11 protein-coding genes and 1 tRNA gene are annotated in these 19,664 nt (G+C 62.2%); 6 read left to right on the top strand and 6 right to left on the bottom strand.

Annotated elements, in window-relative coordinates; genetic code table 11:
- The first annotated feature begins 57 nt into the window (after positions 1-57).
- Complete coding sequence (metG, locus tag DDQ68_RS19780) at positions 58-2,100, top strand: methionine--tRNA ligase (protein ID WP_109657843.1); 2,043 nt, start codon at positions 58-60, stop codon at positions 2,098-2,100.
- 70 nt (positions 2,101-2,170) lie between these two features.
- Here the strand turns inward: metG and pth are convergent, their stop codons facing one another.
- Together pth and DDQ68_RS19790 are read right to left on the bottom strand one after the other, a co-directional pair.
- Positions 2,171-2,737: an aminoacyl-tRNA hydrolase gene (gene pth, locus DDQ68_RS19785; RefSeq protein WP_109657844.1), complete on the bottom strand. Its 567-nt coding sequence runs from the start codon at positions 2,735-2,737 to the stop codon at positions 2,171-2,173.
- A gap of 167 nt (positions 2,738-2,904) precedes the next feature.
- On the bottom strand, positions 2,905-3,477 hold the full coding sequence (locus DDQ68_RS19790) for a 50S ribosomal protein L25/general stress protein Ctc (protein WP_109657845.1): 573 nt from the start codon (positions 3,475-3,477) through the stop codon (positions 2,905-2,907).
- Positions 3,478-3,692: 215 nt separating this feature from the next.
- On the opposite strand from DDQ68_RS19790, the gene DDQ68_RS23120 reads away from it, so the two are divergent.
- On the top strand, positions 3,693-3,959 hold the full coding sequence (locus tag DDQ68_RS23120) for a hypothetical protein (protein WP_162550264.1): 267 nt from the start codon (positions 3,693-3,695) through the stop codon (positions 3,957-3,959).
- 680 nt (positions 3,960-4,639) lie between these two features.
- On the top strand, positions 4,640-6,934 hold the full coding sequence (gene katG, locus DDQ68_RS19795; protein WP_109657846.1) for a catalase/peroxidase HPI: 2,295 nt from the start codon (positions 4,640-4,642) through the stop codon (positions 6,932-6,934).
- A 178-nt stretch (positions 6,935-7,112) separates the two neighbouring features.
- Here katG and DDQ68_RS19800 read toward each other — a convergent pair whose 3' ends face one another.
- Together DDQ68_RS19800 and DDQ68_RS19805 are read right to left on the bottom strand one after the other, a co-directional pair.
- On the bottom strand, positions 7,113-8,039 hold the full coding sequence (locus DDQ68_RS19800) for a ribose-phosphate pyrophosphokinase (RefSeq protein ID WP_109657847.1): 927 nt from the start codon (positions 8,037-8,039) through the stop codon (positions 7,113-7,115).
- 150 nt (positions 8,040-8,189) lie between these two features.
- Positions 8,190-8,262 (bottom strand) — tRNA-Gln (locus DDQ68_RS19805).
- A gap of 278 nt (positions 8,263-8,540) precedes the next feature.
- Between DDQ68_RS19805 and atpD the strand changes: the two genes are divergently transcribed.
- The 3 genes from atpD (at position 8,541) to DDQ68_RS19820 (ending at position 11,667) form a co-directional block, all read left to right on the top strand.
- Positions 8,541-10,046: a F0F1 ATP synthase subunit beta gene (gene atpD / locus DDQ68_RS19810; RefSeq protein ID WP_109657848.1), complete on the top strand. Its 1,506-nt coding sequence runs from the start codon at positions 8,541-8,543 to the stop codon at positions 10,044-10,046.
- Between the two features lie 144 nt (positions 10,047-10,190).
- Complete coding sequence (gene atpC, locus DDQ68_RS19815; protein WP_109657849.1) at positions 10,191-10,436, top strand: ATP synthase F1 subunit epsilon; 246 nt, start codon at positions 10,191-10,193, stop codon at positions 10,434-10,436.
- 142 nt (positions 10,437-10,578) lie between these two features.
- A complete protein-coding gene (locus tag DDQ68_RS19820; RefSeq protein WP_109657850.1) occupies positions 10,579-11,667 on the top strand; it encodes an AI-2E family transporter in 1,089 nt (362 codons plus the stop codon).
- A 177-nt stretch (positions 11,668-11,844) separates the two neighbouring features.
- Here DDQ68_RS19820 and DDQ68_RS19825 read toward each other — a convergent pair whose 3' ends face one another.
- Together DDQ68_RS19825 and DDQ68_RS19830 are read right to left on the bottom strand one after the other, a co-directional pair.
- A complete protein-coding gene (locus DDQ68_RS19825) occupies positions 11,845-15,546 on the bottom strand; it encodes a PKD domain-containing protein (RefSeq protein WP_109657851.1) in 3,702 nt (1,233 codons plus the stop codon).
- A gap of 308 nt (positions 15,547-15,854) precedes the next feature.
- The gene (locus DDQ68_RS19830) at positions 15,855-19,598 is read right to left on the bottom strand and encodes a PKD domain-containing protein (protein ID WP_109657852.1); all 3,744 of its coding nucleotides are present in this window, start codon (positions 19,596-19,598) and stop codon (positions 15,855-15,857) included.
- Between the last annotated feature and the right edge of the window lie 66 nt (positions 19,599-19,664).

The raw sequence follows: 19,664 nt of genomic DNA on the forward strand, positions 1-19,664 counted from the left end.
AAATTAATATTTCCTGCCTGCAACGCAGTTCAATTGCTATTTTCAACCTTTGCTTTTATGGCTGTTCTTCCTCAGCGCTACACTGTTACGGCAGCTTTGCCTTACGCCAACGGGCCTGTACACATCGGCCATCTGGCCGGCGTATACCTTCCCGCCGACATTTACGTGCGCTACCTGCGGGCGGCGGGGCGCGACGTGAAATTTATTTGCGGTTCCGACGAACACGGAGTTCCCATCACCATTCGGGCCCAAAAAGAAGGCATTACGCCCCAGCAGGTAGTTGATAAATACCACACGCTTATTCGTGACTCGTTTCGTGATTTCAACGTATCGTTTGATGTGTATTCGCGCACCTCTTCGGCCACGCACGCCGCCGTCAGCAGCGACTTTTTTCTCAAACTTTACCGCGACGGCAAGTTTATTGAGCAAACCACGCAGCAATATTTCGACGAGCAAGCCCAACAGTTTTTGGCCGACCGCTACATTGTGGGTACTTGCCCCAACTGCGGCAACGAAAACGCCTACGGCGACCAGTGCGAGCGGTGCGGCACGTCGCTCAGCCCCACCGAATTAATTAATCCGCGCAGCATGCTCAGCGGGGCACAGCCGGTGCTGCGCGATACGAAGCACTGGTTTTTGCCGCTCAACGAGTACGAGCCCTGGCTGCGTGAATGGATTATTGAGGGCCACAAAAACGATTGGAAGACCAACGTGTACGGCCAGTGCAAGTCGTGGATCGACCAAGGTTTGCACCCGCGCGCCGTAACGCGCGACCTCAATTGGGGCGTGCCCGTGCCGCTACCCGGGGCCGAGGGCAAGGTGCTGTACGTGTGGTTCGATGCGCCCATCGGCTACATTTCGGCCACTAAAGAGGCGTTTCCCGACGAGTGGGAAACATATTGGAAAGACGCGGGCAGTAAGCTGGTGCACTTTATTGGCAAGGACAACATTGTGTTCCACTGCATTATTTTTCCAGCCATGTTGAAGGCGCACGGCGGCTATATTTTGCCCGACAACGTGCCCGCCAATGAATTCCTGAATTTGGAAGGCGACAAAATCAGCACGTCGCGTAACTGGGCGGTGTGGCTGCACGAATACTTGCAGGATTTCCCCGGCCAGGCCGATGTGCTGCGTTACGTGCTGTGCGCCAACGCGCCTGAAACTAAGGACAACGACTTCACATGGAAGGACTTCCAGGCGCGCAACAACAACGAGTTGGTGGCCACGCTGGGCAATTTTGTGAACCGGGCGGTGGTGCTCACGCACAAATTCTTTGAAGGCCAGGTGCCGGCTGCAGGTGAATTTTTGGAGATTGACCAGGATGCGTTGCGGCAACTGGCGGCATTTCCAGCCAAAATTGGCGAATTAATTGAAAATTACCGCTTCCGCGACGCGCTGGCCGAGGTAATGAATCTGGCTCGCCTCGGCAATAAATACCTGGCCGATACCCAGCCCTGGCACCTAATTAAAACCGATGTGGCCCGCACCGGTACCGTGCTGCACGTGGCCCTGCAAATTGCGGCTGCCCTGGTGCCCGTGCTGGGGCCCTTCCTGCCCGAATCGGCGGAGAAATTGGGCGCCATGCTCGGCCTTGAGGCCGGGCCCTGGGCCACTGCGGGCCGCCCCAACGCGCTGGTGGCCGGCCACCAGTTACGCGAGCCGGCCCTGCTGTTTGCCAAAATTGAGGACGCTACGGTGGAAGCGCAGGTGCAAAAGCTGCTCGATACCAAGCAAGCCAACTTGCTGGCTAACTCGTTGGTAGCAGAGGCCAAGCCCGAGGTTAGCTTCGACGATTTCCAGAAAATGGACCTGCGCGTGGGCACCGTGGTAGCGGCCGAGAAGGTAGCCAAAACCAAGAAATTGCTCAAGCTTATCGTCGATGTGGGCCTGGAGCAGCGCACCATTGTGAGCGGCATCGCCGAGCATTTCACGCCCGAAGAATTAATTGGCCAGCAGGTGCAGGTATTGCTTAATTTGCTGCCCCGTGAACTCAAAGGCATTCAAAGTCAGGGCATGTTGCTGATGGCCGAAAATGCCGACGGCAGCCTGGCGCTGATGCAGCCCGGCAAACCGGTGCGCAACGGCAGCGGCATCAATTAATAGGATAATTTAACAAATAACGAATGGGGCCCCCACGGTGCGCAACTGCGTACCGTGGGGGCCCCATTCGTTATTTCACGTTCACCGCATTCATGGCGCGCTCCAGGCCCAGGGCCCCAAAAGCCAGTACGGCATCGGCGGCCTTCTCGATGTGCGTGGGCAGCTCGATGCGTTCGTCGCTACTGAACGGGTCGAGCACGTAATCAACCTGCCGGCCCTTGGGGAAGTTGGCATCGACGCCGAAGCGCAGGCGCGCGTACACGTCGGTGCCGAGCGTGGCTTGAATGTCCTTCAGGCCGTTGTGGCCCCCGGCCGAGCCCTGGCCCTTGAGACGCAGCTTGCCGAAGGGCAGGGCCAGGTCGTCGGTGACGACGATCATGTTCTCTGCCGGAACTTTCAAGGTGCTGAGCCAGTGTGCGGCGGCTTTGCCGCTCAGGTTCATGAAGGTGGTGGGCTTGACGAGGGCGTAGGTGTGGCCCTTGCTTTTAATTTCGGTGGTGAAGGCGTGGCGGCCCACTTCAAACCGCGGCGCGTCGAATTTTGCGGCCAAGTAATCGGCCACCATGAACCCGATGTTGTGGCGCGTGTGGGCGTATTCGGGGCCAATGTTGCCCAGGGCAAGGACTAGGATTTTCATCGCTGATTAAACGGATTAACCGTGATTTTGCTGGTTGGCCGCGGAAGAGGAGAAAAAGGGAATAATTGGCAAAGAAAAAGGCGCTTCCGGAGAAGCGCCTTTTTCGGATGATTTTATGATCCCGCTGGAAACAGCGGAATCGCGGCAAATCAGTTTAAATCAGTAATTTACTTGCCAGCGGCCAGCTCGCCTTTCAGGGCGCGCGGGATGGCGATGGTGGCAATCGGAGCCAGGGGGTTGGTAAGGATCGCGAAGTTGTTGGTCTCCACGGCCGACACTTTAATGGATTTGCCCAGCTCCATACCGCTGATGTTCACCTCCACGTAGTCGGGCAGGTTCTCAGCCGTAGCGCGCACTTTCAGCTTGCGCAGCACGCTCACCAGCTTGCCGCCGGCCAGCACGCCCGGCGACACGCCTACGTACTTGATCGGAATATCCATTTTCACTTCTTTGCCGTCTTCCAGCTCCAGGAAATCGACGTGCAGCAGCATTTCGTTCACCGGGTGGAACTGCGCATCTTGCACGATGGCGCGGTATATGGCGCCTTCCACGTTCAGGTCCACGATGTGGGCCTCGGGGGTATACAACAATTCGCGGAACAGGATGGCGGGCACCGAAAAGTGCACCGTTTCGGCACCGCCATACAACACACACGGCACTTGCGAATCCAGGCGCAGGGCCTTGGCATCCGTCTTACCGAGATTCGCTCTTTTAAACCCTACAATCTCGAGGCTTTTCATAAAAAAAGTTTTTGGGAACAAAAAATAAGAAACCCGCCCAGGCTGACAATCAGCCCCAAACGGGGCGCAAAGGTACGGAATCGCTGCTGGATTTGCTACCTCGGGGCCACATATAAATGGAGGCCCTACCTGTGGGGCCCTGTGGCTACCCGCAAGGAGTTGACTGTATTTTTCGCCATTAACACCTTGACCATGAATAGATTTACTTTTATCGCTTGGCTGCTGGGGCCGGGCAGCGGCCCGCTTGGCCCAGGCCCCGCCGGCGGCCACCCACGTCCAGGCGCACTGCATCAAGCAAGCAGGAGGTGTACGTGGCCAGGCGCGCCGGCACGCAGCTGTTCACAGCCATCTGCACGCCCAAGGGTGCCAGCGCGGGCAAGAAATACCCCATCCCGACGCAGCGCACCCGCTACAGCGCCGCACCCTACGGCCCCACCAGGTCTCCGGCCTGCCCGGGGCCCTCCGAAACCGTGGTGAAGTAGGGCTAGCCATCTGTGGACCAGTGTGTGCGAGGCTGCTGGGACGCGCCATGGCACTTGGACGAACATGACGTCCGTTAGCGGCAAGGAGATGGATAAAAAGGAAGTGGGCTAGTCGATGGCATCACAGGGACGGATCAGCGTGCGCCTGAACAGGTATGCCATTGCGGCACCCAGAAGGCCGATTTCTGAGGTTGCTGGTCGCCGTAGCTTTCTGGGGGTAGGGAGGCAGCCTGCGTAACAACCCGCAAAAAACCGGCTGGTAGTGATTTAACTAAAATTTAAGCATAGCATAGCTATTCTTAAGCTGCAAGGTCGTTTGACGGCGTCATCTGGTCCGTGGTCAGATCTATAATCCAGCCCCTTGCGCGAGTGGTGGCTACAACAGCCCAAGGGCTCACAGCCGCGTGGCGGCCGGTTGGCAGGTACAGTGCCGATTCTGCGGGCTTCTTAATGCCTCCCTTTTTTCTTCCTAATACTTTTCTTCTGCCTAATAAATGATATATGTGAAGGCACAACCAGTCACAAAGGAGCGGGCATCGCGAGAAGGTTTGGTAAGAATGAACAAGAAGAAAGCGCCTTTTTTGTGTTATACATGCATAAGAATTAGTGAGTCAAAGGGCAGAACAGTTAAGCCAAGACCCGCGTTTGGCTAGCAGTATTTAATTTCAAAAAAAGCCATAATGCACAGCATAAGCAGCGATAAAACCGACACCAAAACATTTGAAATGGCCGGCAAGTGCCCCTTCGGCGGCGACAGCATCGGTGGTGTGGAAGGAACGCCACCCACATTGTCCGACTGGTATCCTAATCGGTTAAGGGTTGAGCTACTTCACCATAACGGCCCGCGGGCCAATCCGCTCGGCGAAAGCTTTGACTACGCCAAAGCCTTCAATGCTATCGATCTAGCTGTGCTGAAGCAGGAAATTAATACCTTGCTGACCACCTCGGTCGCCTGGTGGCCTTCTGATTACGGCAATTATGGCCCGCAGATGGTTCGGATGGCTTGGCACTCCGCCGGCACCTACCGCATCGCCGACGGCCGAGGCGGCGCTGGTGAGGGGCTGATGCGCTTCGCGCCCATCAACAGCTGGTGGGACAATGGTAACACCGATAAGTCGCGCCGCCTAATATGGCCCATTAAGCAGAAGTACGGCAGCGCTCTTTCCTGGGCCGACCTGATTGTACTGACCGGCAACTGTGCCATGGAAATCATGGGCTTCCCCACCTACGGTTTCGCCGGGGGGCGTCACGACGCTTGGGAGGCCGATAACTCCACTTATTGGGGCCCTGAGGTGTGGGATGCCAAAAATGTGACCTCGTACGACAGCATGGTCATGCGCGACAAGCGGTGGCGCGGCCAAAATGGCGACGCGGACTATGACCTCGAAAACCCGCTGGCAGCCTCCCACTCGTCCATTATTTACGTGAACCCCGAAGGCCCCTACGGCAAGGGCGATGCAATGGGCTCGGCGCGTGATATCCGCATTACGTTCTCGCGCATGGCCATGAACGACGAGGAGACCGTAGCCCTGATTGCCGGCGGTCATGCCTTCGGCAAGAGCCACGGCATGGTTAAGTCGTCCGAAATCGGAGCCCCGCCCGAGATTGCGCCGATGGAGGCAATGGGATTTGGCTGGCACAACCCCGTGGGTACGGGCAACGCTGAATTTACGATGACCAACGGCATCGAGGGCAGTTGGACGCCAAACCCGACCCAGTGGGACAACGACTATCTTATAAACCTATTCAAGTTCGATTGGGAGCAGACTAGGAGCCCAGCCGGTGCGCTACAATGGACCCCGACCGACAAGAGCGCGCCCAAAACACCCGATGCCCACATCCCAGGCCAGATGAATGCCCTGATGATGATGACCACCGACATCGCCTTGAAAGTGGACCCCGACTACCGCCGGGTCTGCGAGAAATTCCTCAACGACTTCGATACATTCACCCTGGCCTTCGCCAAGGCCTGGTACAAGCTGACCCACCGCGACATGGGGCCGCGGGAGCGCTACCTCGGCTCTGAGAAGGTTAACTTAAATGACTTGCTCTGGCAGGACCCCATTCCGGTGTCCAATTATGCCTTGGTCGACGCGGCGGACATCACAGTGCTTAAGAAGTCAGTTTTGGCATCGGATATTTCAGTTTCCGACCTAGTCTTCACCGCCTTTTCCGCCGCAGTAACCTTTCGTGGCAGCGACAAGCGGGGCGGCGCCAATGGCGGGCGGCTCGCGCTGGCCCCCCAAAAGGATTGGTCGGTCAATCGCCGGACGGTACCGGTAATCGCGGCATTACGTACAGTAATGGAGGAGTTCAATGGCCAACACACGGGCGGTAAAAAAGTATCGCTCGCCGACCTCATCGTGTTAGGGGGCTGCGCTGCGCTCGAGAAAGCGGCAGCTGATGCGGGCTTAACAATTACTGTTCCCTTCACGCCAGGCCGGCGCGACACCACTCAGGAGCTCACCGATATCGAGATGTTCACGTGGCTAAAGCCCGTGGCCGACGGGTTTCGCAACTACCTCGATGAAGGGTTCGAGCAGATTTCGCAGGGAGTGGCCCCGGAGGAGTTTTTCCTCGATAAAGCGCAGCTCCTCTCGCTTACCTCACCGGAGTGGGTGGCACTAATGGGTGGCCTGAAGGCCATGAATGCCAACTACGACGGCTCTGCGCACGGCATTTTCACCGACCGCGTCGGCGTGCTGACTAACGACTTCTTTACCGTACTCACAAGTATGGACTTCGAGTGGAAGAAAACGGACGCGAAGGGACTGACCTTTTCGCTCGACGACCGCACGACGGGCGCGCAACGCTTTACAGCAACGCGTTCTGACCTTGTGTTCGGATCCAACAGTCATTTACGCGCGGTCGCGGAAGTTTATGCCGGCAGTGATGGGCATGAGCGCTTCGTGAATGCTTTTGTGAAGGCGTGGGACAAGGTGATGATGCTCGACCGCTATGACGTGAAAGTCTGAGGATAACACGGCTTGTTTTTAGCTAATTGAAAAGGCCGCCCAACGTTGCATTGGGCGGCCTTTTGTGTTGGCGCCGGTGGGGCCGGTGGGGCCGCTGGAGGCGGTAGCCCGCACAATATCAAAAGAATAAGGGCCCTAGCGCGGTTATTCACCGGCTGGGGCCCTACGCGTTGGTTTATTACACAAACAGCGAGCTGATGCTCTCATGCGTGACCACGTTGCGGATGGCGTGGGCGAACAAATTGGCTACCGAAATCACCCGGATTCTCTCGTTGGGTTCGCGCAGCGGAATTGTATCCGTTACTACCAGCTCAGTGAGGGCGCTGGCGCGGATGCGCGCGTGGGCCGGGCCGCTGAGCAGCGGGTGCGTGATGACGGCGCGCACCGACAGGGCCCCGCGCTCCATCAGAAGGTCGGCGGCTTTGCAAATGGTGCCGGCCGTGTCCACCATGTCGTCCACCAGCACCACGTTCATGCCCGTTACGTCGCCAATTACCTGCATCGAGGCAATCTCGTTGGCCCGCAGGCGCATCTTGTCGCACACCACAATCTCGGCCCCGAATTTTTTGGCGAACGCCCGGGTGCGCACCACGCCGCCCACGTCGGGCGAGGCAAAGATGAGGTTCTCCAGGTTGAGCGACTTGATGTAGGGCGCCGTCACGGTGGCCCCGTCGAGGTGGTCCACCGGGATGTCAAAAAAGCCCTGGATCTGGCCTGCGTGCAGCTCGCAGGTCATCATTCGGTCGGTGCCCACGCTCTGGACGATGTTGGCCACCACCTTAGCCCCAATGCTCACGCGCGGCTTGTCCTTGCGGTCTTGCCGGGCGTAGCCCATGTAGGGCATCACGATGTTCACCTTGTGGGCCGAGGCACGCTTGGCCGCGTCCACCATCAGCATCAGCTCCATCAGGTTTTCGGCCGGCGGAAACGTGCTTTGAATCAAGAACACCTCGCAGCCTCGCACGCTCTCGTTGAAGCTGGGCCCCATCTCGGTATCGGCAAAGCGCTGGATGCTAAGGTCGCCCAGCGGCTGGCCGTAGGCGGCGGCGATGCCGGCGGCCAACTCGCACGAGGCGCTGCCGGCAAAAATTCTTACTTGCTTCATGGACATGGGGGACGGCGTAAAGAAGTGGTTGTATACGGGGAAGGCGGGAAGCGCGCGCGTCCGGCGGGGCGGGAGGTAAAAAGCGAAAGGCGCCGACCTCTCTAAAAAGAGAAGCCAGCGCCTTTCGCTTGTGTTACGTGAGCTTTGTCGTTGTCCGACCAGGGCTCGAACCTGGACTTTCTTGAATCAAAATCAAGCGTGTTGCCGGTTACACCATCGGACAGTTTCCCCGTGGGCCGGGGCTGTTTGGGACTACAAATGTACGAGCCATTCGATTCTAAGCAAGTTTTTGCCAAAAAAAATCTTGCCTGCTTTGGGAGGTGCCTTTTGCGAAAGGTGGGTGCCCTGGGCCTACCAGCTGATTTTCAGCTTGCCGGCGCGGCTCCTCGGGCCAAAACCAGGGCCCCCAGCGCCCGTGTGCGGGGTTGGAAAAGCGGCGGCGCTGGCGTAATTTTGCGGCCTGAAAACTCGCGGCTTCATCTCTTCTATATAAAAAACACAATGGCGAACACCGGCAAAATCACCCAAATTATCGGCCCCGTCGTGGACGTAAGCTTCGCTGGGGAGGGCACCAAGCTCCCGAATATCTTCGACGCGATGGAAGTGACGAAAGAAAACGGCCAGGTGGTGGTGCTCGAATGCCAGCAGCACTTGGGCGAAGACCGAGTCCGCACCATTGCCATGGACTCGACCGAGGGCCTGGCCCGCGGCACCGAGGTACGCGACTTGGGGGCCCCTATTTCGATGCCTACCGGCGACGGCGTGAAAGGCCGCCTGTTCAACGTTATTGGCTACGCCATCGACGGCATTCCCCAGCCCAAGAGCGACGCCCGCCTGCCCATCCACCGCAACGCCCCGGCGTTCGAGGACCTGGCCACCACGTCGGAGGTGTTCTTCACCGGCATCAAAGTAATCGACCTGCTGGCCCCCTACGTGAAGGGCGGCAAAATTGGCCTGTTCGGCGGCGCCGGTGTGGGCAAAACCGTTCTCATCCAGGAGCTTATCAACAACATCGCCAAGGCCTACTCGGGCCTGTCGGTGTTTGCCGGCGTGGGCGAGCGCACCCGCGAGGGCAACGACTTGTTGCGCGAATTCATCGAGTCGGACATCATCCGCTACGGCGCTGATTTCAAGCACTCAATGGAGGAAGGTGGCTGGGATTTGAGCAAGGTGGACATGGCCGAAATGGAAAAATCGCAGGCCACCCTGGTGTTCGGCCAGATGAACGAGCCCCCCGGAGCCCGCGCCCGCGTGGCCTTGTCGGGCCTGACCATCGCCGAGAGCTTCCGCGACGGCGACGGCACCGGTGCCGGCCGCGACATTCTGTTCTTCATCGATAACATTTTCCGCTTCACGCAGGCCGGCTCGGAGCTGTCGGCGCTGCTGGGCCGCATGCCGTCGGCCGTGGGCTACCAGCCCACGCTGGCCACCGAAATGGGCGCCATGCAGGAGCGCATCACCTCTACCAAGCGCGGCTCCATCACCTCGGTGCAGGCCGTGTACGTGCCGGCCGATGACTTGACCGACCCGGCCCCGGCCAACACCTTTGCCCACTTGGACGCCACGACGACGCTGAGCCGCAAAATTGCCGAGCTGGGCATCTACCCCGCCGTGGACCCGCTGGACTCGACCTCGCGCATCCTCTCGGCCGACGTGCTCGGCGACGAGCATTACAACACCGCCCAGCGCGTGAAGGAGCTGCTCCAGCGCTACAAGGAGCTGCAAGACATCATCGCCATTCTCGGCATGGACGAGCTGAGCGAGGAGGACAAGCAGACCGTGAACCGCGCCCGCCGCGTGCAGCGCTTCCTCTCGCAGCCGTTCTTCGTGGCCGAGCAGTTCACCGGCCTGCCCGGCGTGCTCGTGGACATCAAGGATACCATCCGCGGCTTCAACGAAATCATCGACGGTAAGTACGACCACCTGCCCGAGGCCGCCTTCAACCTGGTGGGCACCATTGAGGACGCCGTGGTGAAAGGCGAGCGCCTCATCGCCGAAGCCAAATAAATAACAAACGTCAAGCGGAACGTCATGCTGAGCTTGTCGAAGCATCTCTCCCGCGCAAGTAATATTGATTGCTGCTGCGGGAGAGATGCTTCGACAAGCTCAGCACGACGTTTTTCTTCCAGTTTGACAATACATTCATTGCTTATGCATTTAGAAATCATCACCCCTGACCGCAAGGTGTTCGAAGGCGAAGTGATATCGGCCAACTTTCCGGGGGCCGACGGCTCGTTTGAAGTGCTGAACAACCACGCCCCGCTGATTGCCGCCCTGAAGGCCGGCGACGTGACGCTAACCGGCGCTGCCGGCCGCGACACGTTCCGTATAGAGGGCGGCGTGGTGGAAGTGCTGCGCAACAGCGTGATTGTGCTGGCCGAAGGCGCCAGCGCCTAGGGCCCCCAGGGCCCTTGCAACGGGTAACGCCCGCCCTGGCTTTGGCCGGGGCGGGCGTTGTTATTTTCGGCCTCGCTGGCCTGTTTTTCCGTAAGGGGCCCCAGTAGATTTAACCCAGGCTTCATTTACTTTCCGGCACCTCATGGCCCTAAATCCCACGGAAACTAATATCTACACGCCGCGCCAGCGCTTCATTCTGCTTATTGTGACGCTGGTGGTGCTGGGCTGGCTGGCCCTGTTCGGACTGCTGCAATACCTGACGGCGTTTCTGGGGGCGGGCATTCTGTACGTGGTGCTGCGGCCGTGGTTCACGGCCTTGGTGCACAAGCGCCAGTGGAACCGCACCCTCGTAACGGTGCTGCTGCTGGTGTTTGCGGTGGTAGTGCTGGTGATTCCGTTCTTCGCCCTTACCTCGCTGCTCATTAACCGCATCCAGACCCTGGCCCAGAACACTGATCAGATTTTGCTGGTGGTGCAGCGCATCGAGCGCAAAGTGGGCATGCAGGTGACGCAGGAAAACAACGTGCGCCAGCTTTTGCAGCAGGGGGCAGCCCGCGTGAGCCAGTGGATTCCGACGCTGGCCAGCAGCGTGCTCAACGTCGTCGTAATCGTGGGCCTGATGCTGTTTACGCTCTACTACCTCTTCATGCAGGAGGATGCCTTTTTGGCGGGACTGCACCGCTACCTGCCCTTCCGCGAGAAGACCTTGGACGAGCTGAGCAATTCGCTGCGCAATAACGTGAATGCCAACGTGCTGGGCTCGGGCCTGGTGGCGCTGGTGCAGGGCCTGCTGACGGGCGCGACGCTCTGGATGTTTGGGGTGCCCCAGCCCTTATTCTGGACGGTTATCGCCTTTTTCGTGGCCTTTATTCCGGTGTTGGGCACGCCGCTGGTGTGGGGGCCGGCCGCGCTCTACCAGTTTGCGCAGGGCCAAACCACGCAGGGTATTGGTATCTTGCTGGTAGGAGCTATCGTTATCATCAACATCGACAACCTGTTGCGTATTTGGCTGGCCAAGGGCATGGGCGATATTCACCCCTGGGTAACGCTGGTGGGCCTCACGCTGGGCGTGGGCATTTTTGGCATTGTGGGGCTGGTGATAGGGCCCCTGCTGCTCTCGTACTTCATCGTGCTGATGCAGGTATTTGCTCGCGAAAACCGGGCTCGGGCCCACGTCAGCAACGCGGCCGCCGAGGCCATGAAACGCCTGGCCGCCACTGAAGATCAGTAACCCGCAGCCCTGAGCTAACCACCAAAAGGGGCCACCCAACGCAGTTGGGTGGCCCCTTTTTAGTAATCCGTTTTAGTAGCCGCGCAAAAGTAGATTGATTGTCAGTTGGTAGCCAACGATTTAAAAAACCACTAACAACTGCGAGTCAATCACTAACAGCTTAGTAGTCATAGCGCACTATTCTACCACCACGCGGCGCGAGTACAACTGGCCGTCGGCCGTCTGGCACAGCACAGTGTAGAGGCCGGCAGCCAGGGGGGCGTCCAGGCTGCGGCGGGTGGCGGCGGTGGCGCTTAGGGCCACGGTGCTCTGCCAGGCGGTGCGGCCTAGAGCGTCAACCAAGCGCAGGGCGGCGGTGCCGGAGCCCAGGGGCAGTGCCAGCGTGAGGCCGCGGCCGCCAGCCACCGGGTTGGGGTACACTTGTAGTGCTGGTGAGTCGGCTAAGGCCTTGGTGGCCAGCACGGTGTTACCTATCTGCACATTCGAGAGGTACAGGTGGTTGCCGTATTGATTGAAGGCCACAAAGCGCAGGTACACTTGCTGGTTGAGGTAGGTGGCCAGGTCGATGTTCTCGGTGCGCCACTGGCTGGTGGCCGTGGGGGTGTAGGCCGCCTGGCGGAACAGCGTGGTGGGCAGGCCGTTGGCGGCCGACTTCAGGTACACGCGGCCTAGGCGGGTGTTGGTGCAGGCTGTGTACACGTCCACGGCCAGCGAATCGTTGTTGTCAGCGGCCACGGGTCCTGCCGCGGCGTAGGCCACGTCGAAGCGCAGGAAAGCGCGGGGTTGGGTCAGGTTAAAGGCCGGGGTTTGCAGCGTGTCGCGCTGGCCCACTTTGGGGCCGTAGTCGTAGAAGTTCATGTCGGCCGCCGAGCCCCGGGTGCCGTCCTTGAGCAGGATGTTAGTAGCCGTAGCCCAGGTGATGTCGTTGTCGGGGTTGATGACGCCCCAGGTGGCGGGAATGCCGGCCGCCAGCGTTTCCACGTAAGGAATGGCCAGGGCCGTGCTCTGCACCTGCACCGGAATATCCTTGGTGGTGCTGCCGTTGGTGTTGGTGGCCGTGAGCGTGGCGGTATAGTTGCCGGCTGTGGCGTAGGTCACCACGGGGCTTTGGGCGGTGCTGGTGGCTGGTGTGCCGCCGGGAAAGCTCCAGCTGATGCTACCTACGCACTGCGTGGAGGTATTGGTGAAGCCGATTTTGCCGCCGGGGCAAATCAGGGCCTGGCGGGCCGTGAAGCTAGCTACCGGTAGGGCCGCCGATACGGTCACCACCGCGCTTGTGGTGGTGCTGGCCGTGCCGGTGGCGTTGGTCACGTTCAGGGTGGCGGCGTAGGTGCCGGCTGTGCTGTAGGTCACCACGGGGTTCTGGGCGGTGCTGGTGGCGGGCGTGCCGCCGGGGAAGCTCCAGTCCCAGGCCGTGGGCGTCAGCAGCGAAGCATCGGTGAACTGCACCGTGGAGCCGGGGCACAGGGCCTCGGCGGTAGCCGACGAGGTGAAAAAGGCCACCGGGGCCCCTGTGCCACCCGACACGGTTACGTCATCGAAGGCGCGGCCCCCGCGGCGGGTGGCTACGGCGGCATCTACTTGCAGGCTGGCGCCGTAGCGCTGGAAGCGCACGCGCACGTCGGCGCCCAGGGTCAGGTTGTTGGCGGTGGCAAACTGGGTCAGGTTCACGCTCACCGTTTTATAGGCAGCCGTGGCGTTGGCGCCGGTCAAGTCGGCCAGGCGGAGCCAGTTAGCGCCGCCGTCCACGCTCAGGGCCACGCCATCGGTGGGGCTGGTGGTGGCGAAGGTGGCGGGCATGGCTTCATCCACTTCGCCCAGAATCTTTTTGTGCTTGAACGTCAGCACGTAGCTCGGGGCGGGCGCGGCGCTCAGGTTGAGGCGCAGCGTGGCTTCGCTGGTGCCCGCCCCGATGGTGAAGGTCGGAATGAAGTTGTCGAGCACGAGCTGGCCGGGAGCCGAGGCGGGCGCGAAGTCGGTGCGCACCAGGCTGCGGCCGGCGCCGTGGCCCTCTATTTGCCAGGCGCGGGAAAGGCCGGTATTATCGAAGGTTTCGACGAACGGGGCGGTGGCCGCCAGGGGCAGCCCAAACACCGCCGCGTAGGCGTTGATGAGGCCGGCGCCGGTCAGGGCATCGTAGCCGGGGGTCAGTAGGTCGGTGGCCGTGGCCTTCAGCCGGTCGTTGAGCTGGGCCTGGGTGAGGGTGGGCTGGGCCTGCCAGAGCAGCGCGGCCACGGCCGCCGCGTTGGGCGCCGCCGCCGACGTGCCCGAGAAGAATAAGCCGTCGGCTGGGTCGGGCGTGGCGTTGCCGCCAAAGAACGTGGTGCTCACGAAGTCAATCGACGTAAAGTCGGGCTTGAGGCGCACTACCGGGGCCGCCAGGGGCGCGCCCAGGGGCCCAAACAAGTACGTAGGGTTGCCCTTCGAGGTGAAGGATTCGGGCGCGAGGCGGTTGAACGATGGCGCGGCCGACACGGACATGCTGCTCGTGGAGGCGTGGTGGCCCGTGACGGTGCCGCTGCGCGTCCAGTATTTGGTAGGCGTGAACGAGGCGCCGTAGCTGATGTACTTCACGCGGGCGGGGTCGGCGGTGCCGGCCCGGCGGTTCAGCACCAGGTTGAAGGCTGTGTTGGTGGCCGCTGCGGGGTTGGTGTAGCTGATGATTTCGCCGGGCGTCTGGTTGGCGAGGTTATTGGTGGCGGCGCGGGCCACGGTGTCGCCCTTGATGGGGGCCCCGGCGTGAGCCACCACGAGGTAGGCGTCGAGGTCGGTTTTCACCCCGTCGACGGTGTAAAACGGGTCGCTCCACTGAATGGCCAACTTGAACGCGCCCGATGCGGCGATGGTGAACGGCTGGCGCGTGTCGGTCGTCACGCCGGTCGAGAGGCCAAAGTCCAAATCGGCCGCCCCGCCGGTGGTGGCGGTGAAGGTGGGCGCCGCGTACTCCGACGACTTGTCGGCGTAGTTGCCGGCCGACGAGTAGTAGGCCAAGCCGCGGGTTGCCACCACTTCCTCCACGGCCTGGGCAATTACCCCGTCCTGGAACATCGGCTCGGTGAGGTAGCTGATGTCGTCGACGATGATTTTGCAGTTGCCCAGCGTGGGGTCGGCCAGCTTGTAAATCTGGTCGGCGAAGTTGGCCTCACCTAAGTAGACGCTGCTGAAGGCCTTGCCCGCCCCGGGGGCGATGTCGTGGATCAGCTCAATCATGGCGCGGCCCTCGTCGGTGCCCGTGGCGGCGTCTTGTATTACCTGCACGTTAGCGGGCAAGTCGCCGGAAGCTACGCCCGCCGCCGCGCCGCCCAGCACGTTGTACGAGTCGCTCAATACGCCGATGCGCACGCCCGTACCGTCATAGCCGGTGGGGCGGGTACCCCGCACGCGGGCCGCTTCCAGCACGAAATCGGCCTGGTTCAGCACTTTGCCCGCGCTGTTGATGGGGTCAAACACCGGTAGCACGCCCAGCAGGCCCTGCGCCGCCAGGGCGCTGATGCCGGCCGTGCCGGGGGCCAGCTGGCCCACCGGCAGGCGGCCCTCGATGAAGTGAAACTTGCTTTGGTCGGACACCACCACGAAGCCGCGGGCCAGCAGCGCCGGGCGCAGTGCGGCCACATCCTTCGCCGTGATGCGCACCAGCACCGCGTTGCCGTCCGCCAGCGTCAGCTCGGGGAAGGCGGCGGCCAGCTGGGGGCCCTGGCCGCGGGCGGCGGTATTCCACAGCCGGTACAGCTGCTGCAACTCGCCGCCGATGCGCGAGTTGGGGTCGGCCACCGGGCGGGGTTCGGCCGTCAGGCCGGTGGCCGGGGCCTCCAGGCGCGGGAACAGCGGCACAGCGGCCAGGCAGGTTCCCAGGCCCAAAAGAGTAATGATACTGCGCATAAAGACGGGTAAAGTGGGTAGAAAGATTGTAGAAAGAATCTCAGGGCAAGATAGGTCCAATAAATAACTTTCATCTAATATTTAGGCAATATTCTGCTGATAGTTAATTCCCTACAGCAACTTTCAAGTCAGTGTACAGCCAATGCGGAAGGATTGTAGAACGGCGTGGCACTTCGTTTGGCGTTCGCACGGAAACGGAGTGCCACGCCGTTCTACAGCACCGGGTACACCGACTCAAAACTGCGCTAAGCCAAAAAAGGCCGGCGTTGCGGCCGGCCTTTTGAAAGCTATTGAGAATAGATTAATTACTATTCCACTACCACGCGGCGGGAGTAGAGCTGGCCATCGGCGGCCTGGCAGAGGACGGTGTAGAGGCCGGCGGCCAGGGGGGCGTCGAGGGTGCGGCGGGCGGCGGCAGCGGGGCTAAGTGCGGCCGTGCCGTACCAGGTAGTGCGGCCCAGGGCATCGATGAGGCGCAGGGTGGCGGTGCCGGTGCCCAGGGGCAGGGCGAGGGCCAGGGCGCTGCCACTGCCCACGGGGTTGGGGTACACTTGCAGCGCCGGCGAGTCGGCCAGGGCCCGGGTGGCCGTGGCCACCGAGTTTTCCACCCGCACATTCGAGAGGTACAGGTTGTTGCCGTACTCGTTGAAAGCCGTAAAGCGGAAGTACACCTGCTGGCCGGTGAAGGCCGTCAGGTCCACGCTCTCGGTGCGCCACTGGGCGGCGGCGGTGGGCGCGAAGGCCGAGGCCTGGACCGCGGTGGTGCCCAGGCCCGTAGCCGCCGACTGTAAGTACACGCGGCCGAGGCGCGTGGCGGTGCAGGCCGTGTACACGTCCACGGCCAGCGAGTCGTTGTTGGCTGCGGGCGCCGCCGATACCGCGGCGTAGGCTAAATCAAAGCGCAGGAACGGCTTGGCCTGGCCGCGTAAATCCACGGCGGGCGTGCGCAGAGTATCGCGTTGGGCCCGGGCCGAGTAGTTGTAGAATTTGATGGCGGCCACCGTGCCGGTGGTGCCGTCCTTGCGCACCACGTTGTTGGCGGGGCCCCAGGTGAGGGCGTTGTCGGGATTGGTCACCGTCCAGGTAGCGGGGATGCCGCTGGCCAGGGACTCGGCGTAGGGCAGGGCCAAGCCGCTGCCCTGCACGACCACCGTGGCGGTGGCGGCGGCGCTGCTGCCGTTGCCGTTGCCCACCACCAGCGTGGCGGTGTAGGCCCCGGCGGTGGCGTAGGTCACCACGGGGTTGGCGGCGGTGCTACTGCTGGGCGTGCCGCCCGGGAAGCTCCAGGCGTAGGTGCTGGGGCAGGGCCCCGATGTGCTGGTGAACGCAACGGCCCCACCCGCGCATACCGGCGAGGGCTTCACCGTGAAGCTGGCCACGGGCACGGCGCCCGATACCACCACGGCGCCCGTGGTCGTGCGGGTGGCGGTGCCGTTGGCGTTGGTCACAGTTAGGGTCGCGTCGTAGGTGCCACCGCGGGCATAGGTCACCACGGGGTTCTGGGCGGTGCTGCTGGCGGGCGTGCCGCCGGGGAAGCTCCAGCTCCAGGCCGTGGGGCCCAGCAGCGAGGCATCGGTGAACTGCACGGCAGTGCCCGGGCACACGGCCGCCGCGGCGCCGGCCGAAACGTTGAACAAGGCCACCGGGGCGGCGCTGGTGCCGGTCACAGCGATATCGTCGAAGGCCCGGCCGCCGCGTTGGGTGCTCGCGGCCGCGTCAACCTGCGTGGTGCCGGTGCGCTGGAAGCGGATGCGCACGTCGGCGCCCAGCGCCAAGCCGTTGGCGGCGGCAAACTGAGTCAGGTTTACGCTTACCGTTTGGTAGTTGATGGTGGCGTTGGTGCCCGTGATGCTCGCCAGGCTGTACCAGGTGGTGCCGCCGTCCACGCTCAGGGCTACGCCGTCGGTGTCGCTGCTGCCGCTGAAGGTGGCGGGCATCACTTGGTCGATTTCGCCCAGGATCTTCTTGTGCCGGAACGTTAGCAGCACGCCGCCGGCTGGGGCGTTGGCTAGGTTCAGGTGCAGGTCGGCCTGGGCCACCCGGGCCCCAGTGTAGCTGTTAAAGCTATAGTACGGGAAAAACGAATCCAGCACCAGGTGGCCGGGGCTGGAGGCGGGCGAGAAATCCGAGCGGATGGCTACCCGGGCCGCGCCGCGGCTTGTGACGCTCCAGTTGGGCCCCAGGGCCGTGCCGTCGAACACGTCCACGAAGGGCACCGCGGCCGCGGTGGGCGGCCCGTACACGGCCGCGTAGGCGTTGATGAGGCCGGCGCCGGTTACATTGTCGAAGCCCGGCGTATTCAAATCGAGCGCCGTGGCCTTGAGCTGGGCGTTGAGCTGAGCGGGCGTGCTGGTGGGGCGCGCTTGCAGCAGCAGTGCGGCCACGGCCGCCGCGTTGGGCGCCGCCGCCGAGGTACCGGCGAAAATGAACCCATCGGCCGGGTCGGGAAACACCGTGCCCGAAAAGAACGTGGTGCTCACATAGTCAATCGACGTGAAGTCGGGTTTTTGGCGCGTGGCCGGGGCCCCCAGCGCCGAGCCGTCGGGGTTGAAGAGGATGGTGGGGGTGCCAATCGACGAGTACGACTCGGCCACGAGGCGGTTGAACGACGGCGCCGCAGCCACGGCCATGGCGCTGGCCGCCGCCGCGTGGCCCGTGATGGTACTGCTGTGCGTCCAGTATTTGGTGGGCACAAACGTGTCGCCGAACGAGGCGTACTTCACGCGGGCTGGGGTGGCGGTGCCCGCCCGGCGGTTGATGATCAGGTTGTACGCCGTGTTGATGCTGGCCGCGCCGTTGGTGAAGCTCAGGATTTCGTAGGGCGTTTGGTTGGTGATGTTGTTGTTGGCGGCCGTGGCCACGGTGTCGCCCTTGAGGGTGGCGCCGGTGCGGGCAATGACCAGGTAAGCGTCGAGGTCGGTTTTCACGCCGGCGATGGTGTAAAACGGGTCGCTCCACTGCAAGCTGATGGTGAACTTGCCCGACACTGGAATCGTGAACGGCTGGCGCGTGTCGGTAGGCCCCCCGGTGGAGAGGCCAAAGTCCAAATCGGCTCCTTTCGCCGCGTTGGTGAACGTGGGGGCGACGTACTCCGAGGCCTCGTCGGCCTGGTTGCCGGCCGCCGAGTAGTAGGCTGCCCCGCCGGCCACGGCCTTTTCGATGGCCTGGGCAATCACGCCGTCCTGGTACAGAGGCTCAGCAAAGTAGCCGATGTCATCGACCAGAATTTTGCAGTTGCCCCCCGTGGGGCTGGCCAGCCGGGTAATCTGGGTGGCAAAATCGGCCTCGCCAAATTCCACCGAGCTGAAAGCCTTGCTCGCCCCGGGGGCGATGTCGTGGATCAGCTCAATCATGGCGCGGCCCTCGTCGGTGCCGCCCGAATACTCCTGTAGTATCTGCACGTTGGCGGGCAAATCGCCGGAGGCTACGCCCGCCGTCGCGCCGTTCAGGGCGTTGTACGAGTCGCTCAACACGCCGATGCGCACGCCCGTGCCGTCGTAGCCGGTGGGGCGGGTGCCCCGTACGCGGGCTGCCTCCAGCACGAAATCGGCCTGGTTCAGCACTTTGCCCGCGCGGCCGGCCGGCAGGTAAACGGGCAGTACGCCCAGCAGGCCCTGTGCCGCCAGGGCGCTGATGCCGGCCGTGCCGGGAGCCAGCTGGCTCACTGGCAGGCGGCCCTCGATGAAGTGAAACTTGCTTTGGTCGGATACCACCACGAAGCCGCGGGCCAGCAGCGCCGGAAGCAGTGCGGCCACATCCTTCGCCGTGATGCGCACCAGTACCGCGTCGTCGGTGGAGGCCACGTGCAGTTGGGGGAACGCGGTGGCCAGCTGCCCGGCCCCGCCCTTCCTGGCGGCGGCGCCGCCCGTGTGCCACTGCTGGTACAGCTGCTGCAACTCGCCGCCAATGCGCGAGTTGGGGTCGGTGGCCGCGCAGGGCCCCACGGGGGCCCCCGCGGCGGTGCGCGGAGCGTGTGCCGGGGCCGGCCCCACTTGCGCTAATAGCGGCGCGGCGGCCAGGCACAAGCCCAACAGCGCAATTTTGTAATGCATAAAAGAGGAGGGAAGAATGGGGAAGGAAAGATACGTCAGGGCCCCTAACGAGCCAGGAATTCGGCG

It is taken from the genome of Hymenobacter nivis, assembly GCF_003149515.1.
GTDB lineage: Bacteria > Bacteroidota > Bacteroidia > Cytophagales > Hymenobacteraceae > Hymenobacter > Hymenobacter nivis.

Excerpts from the sequence above, each read along its gene's own strand:
- DDQ68_RS19825 (WP_109657851.1), bottom strand. The coding sequence starts at position 15,546 with ATGCGCAGTATCATTACTCTTTTGGGCCTGGGAACCTGCCTGGCCGCT.
- DDQ68_RS19830 (WP_109657852.1), bottom strand. The coding sequence starts at position 19,598 with ATGCATTACAAAATTGCGCTGTTGGGCTTGTGCCTGGCCGCCGCGCCG.
- DDQ68_RS19820 (WP_109657850.1), top strand. The coding sequence starts at position 10,579 with ATGGCCCTAAATCCCACGGAAACTAATATCTACACGCCGCGCCAGCGC.
- DDQ68_RS19800 (WP_109657847.1), bottom strand. The coding sequence starts at position 8,039 with ATGAAGCAAGTAAGAATTTTTGCCGGCAGCGCCTCGTGCGAGTTGGCC.
- atpC (WP_109657849.1), top strand. The coding sequence starts at position 10,191 with ATGCATTTAGAAATCATCACCCCTGACCGCAAGGTGTTCGAAGGCGAA.
- metG (WP_109657843.1), top strand. The coding sequence starts at position 58 with ATGGCTGTTCTTCCTCAGCGCTACACTGTTACGGCAGCTTTGCCTTAC.
- DDQ68_RS19790 (WP_109657845.1), bottom strand. The coding sequence starts at position 3,477 with ATGAAAAGCCTCGAGATTGTAGGGTTTAAAAGAGCGAATCTCGGTAAG.
- katG (WP_109657846.1), top strand. The coding sequence starts at position 4,640 with ATGCACAGCATAAGCAGCGATAAAACCGACACCAAAACATTTGAAATG.
- atpD (WP_109657848.1), top strand. The coding sequence starts at position 8,541 with ATGGCGAACACCGGCAAAATCACCCAAATTATCGGCCCCGTCGTGGAC.
- pth (WP_109657844.1), bottom strand. The coding sequence starts at position 2,737 with ATGAAAATCCTAGTCCTTGCCCTGGGCAACATTGGCCCCGAATACGCC.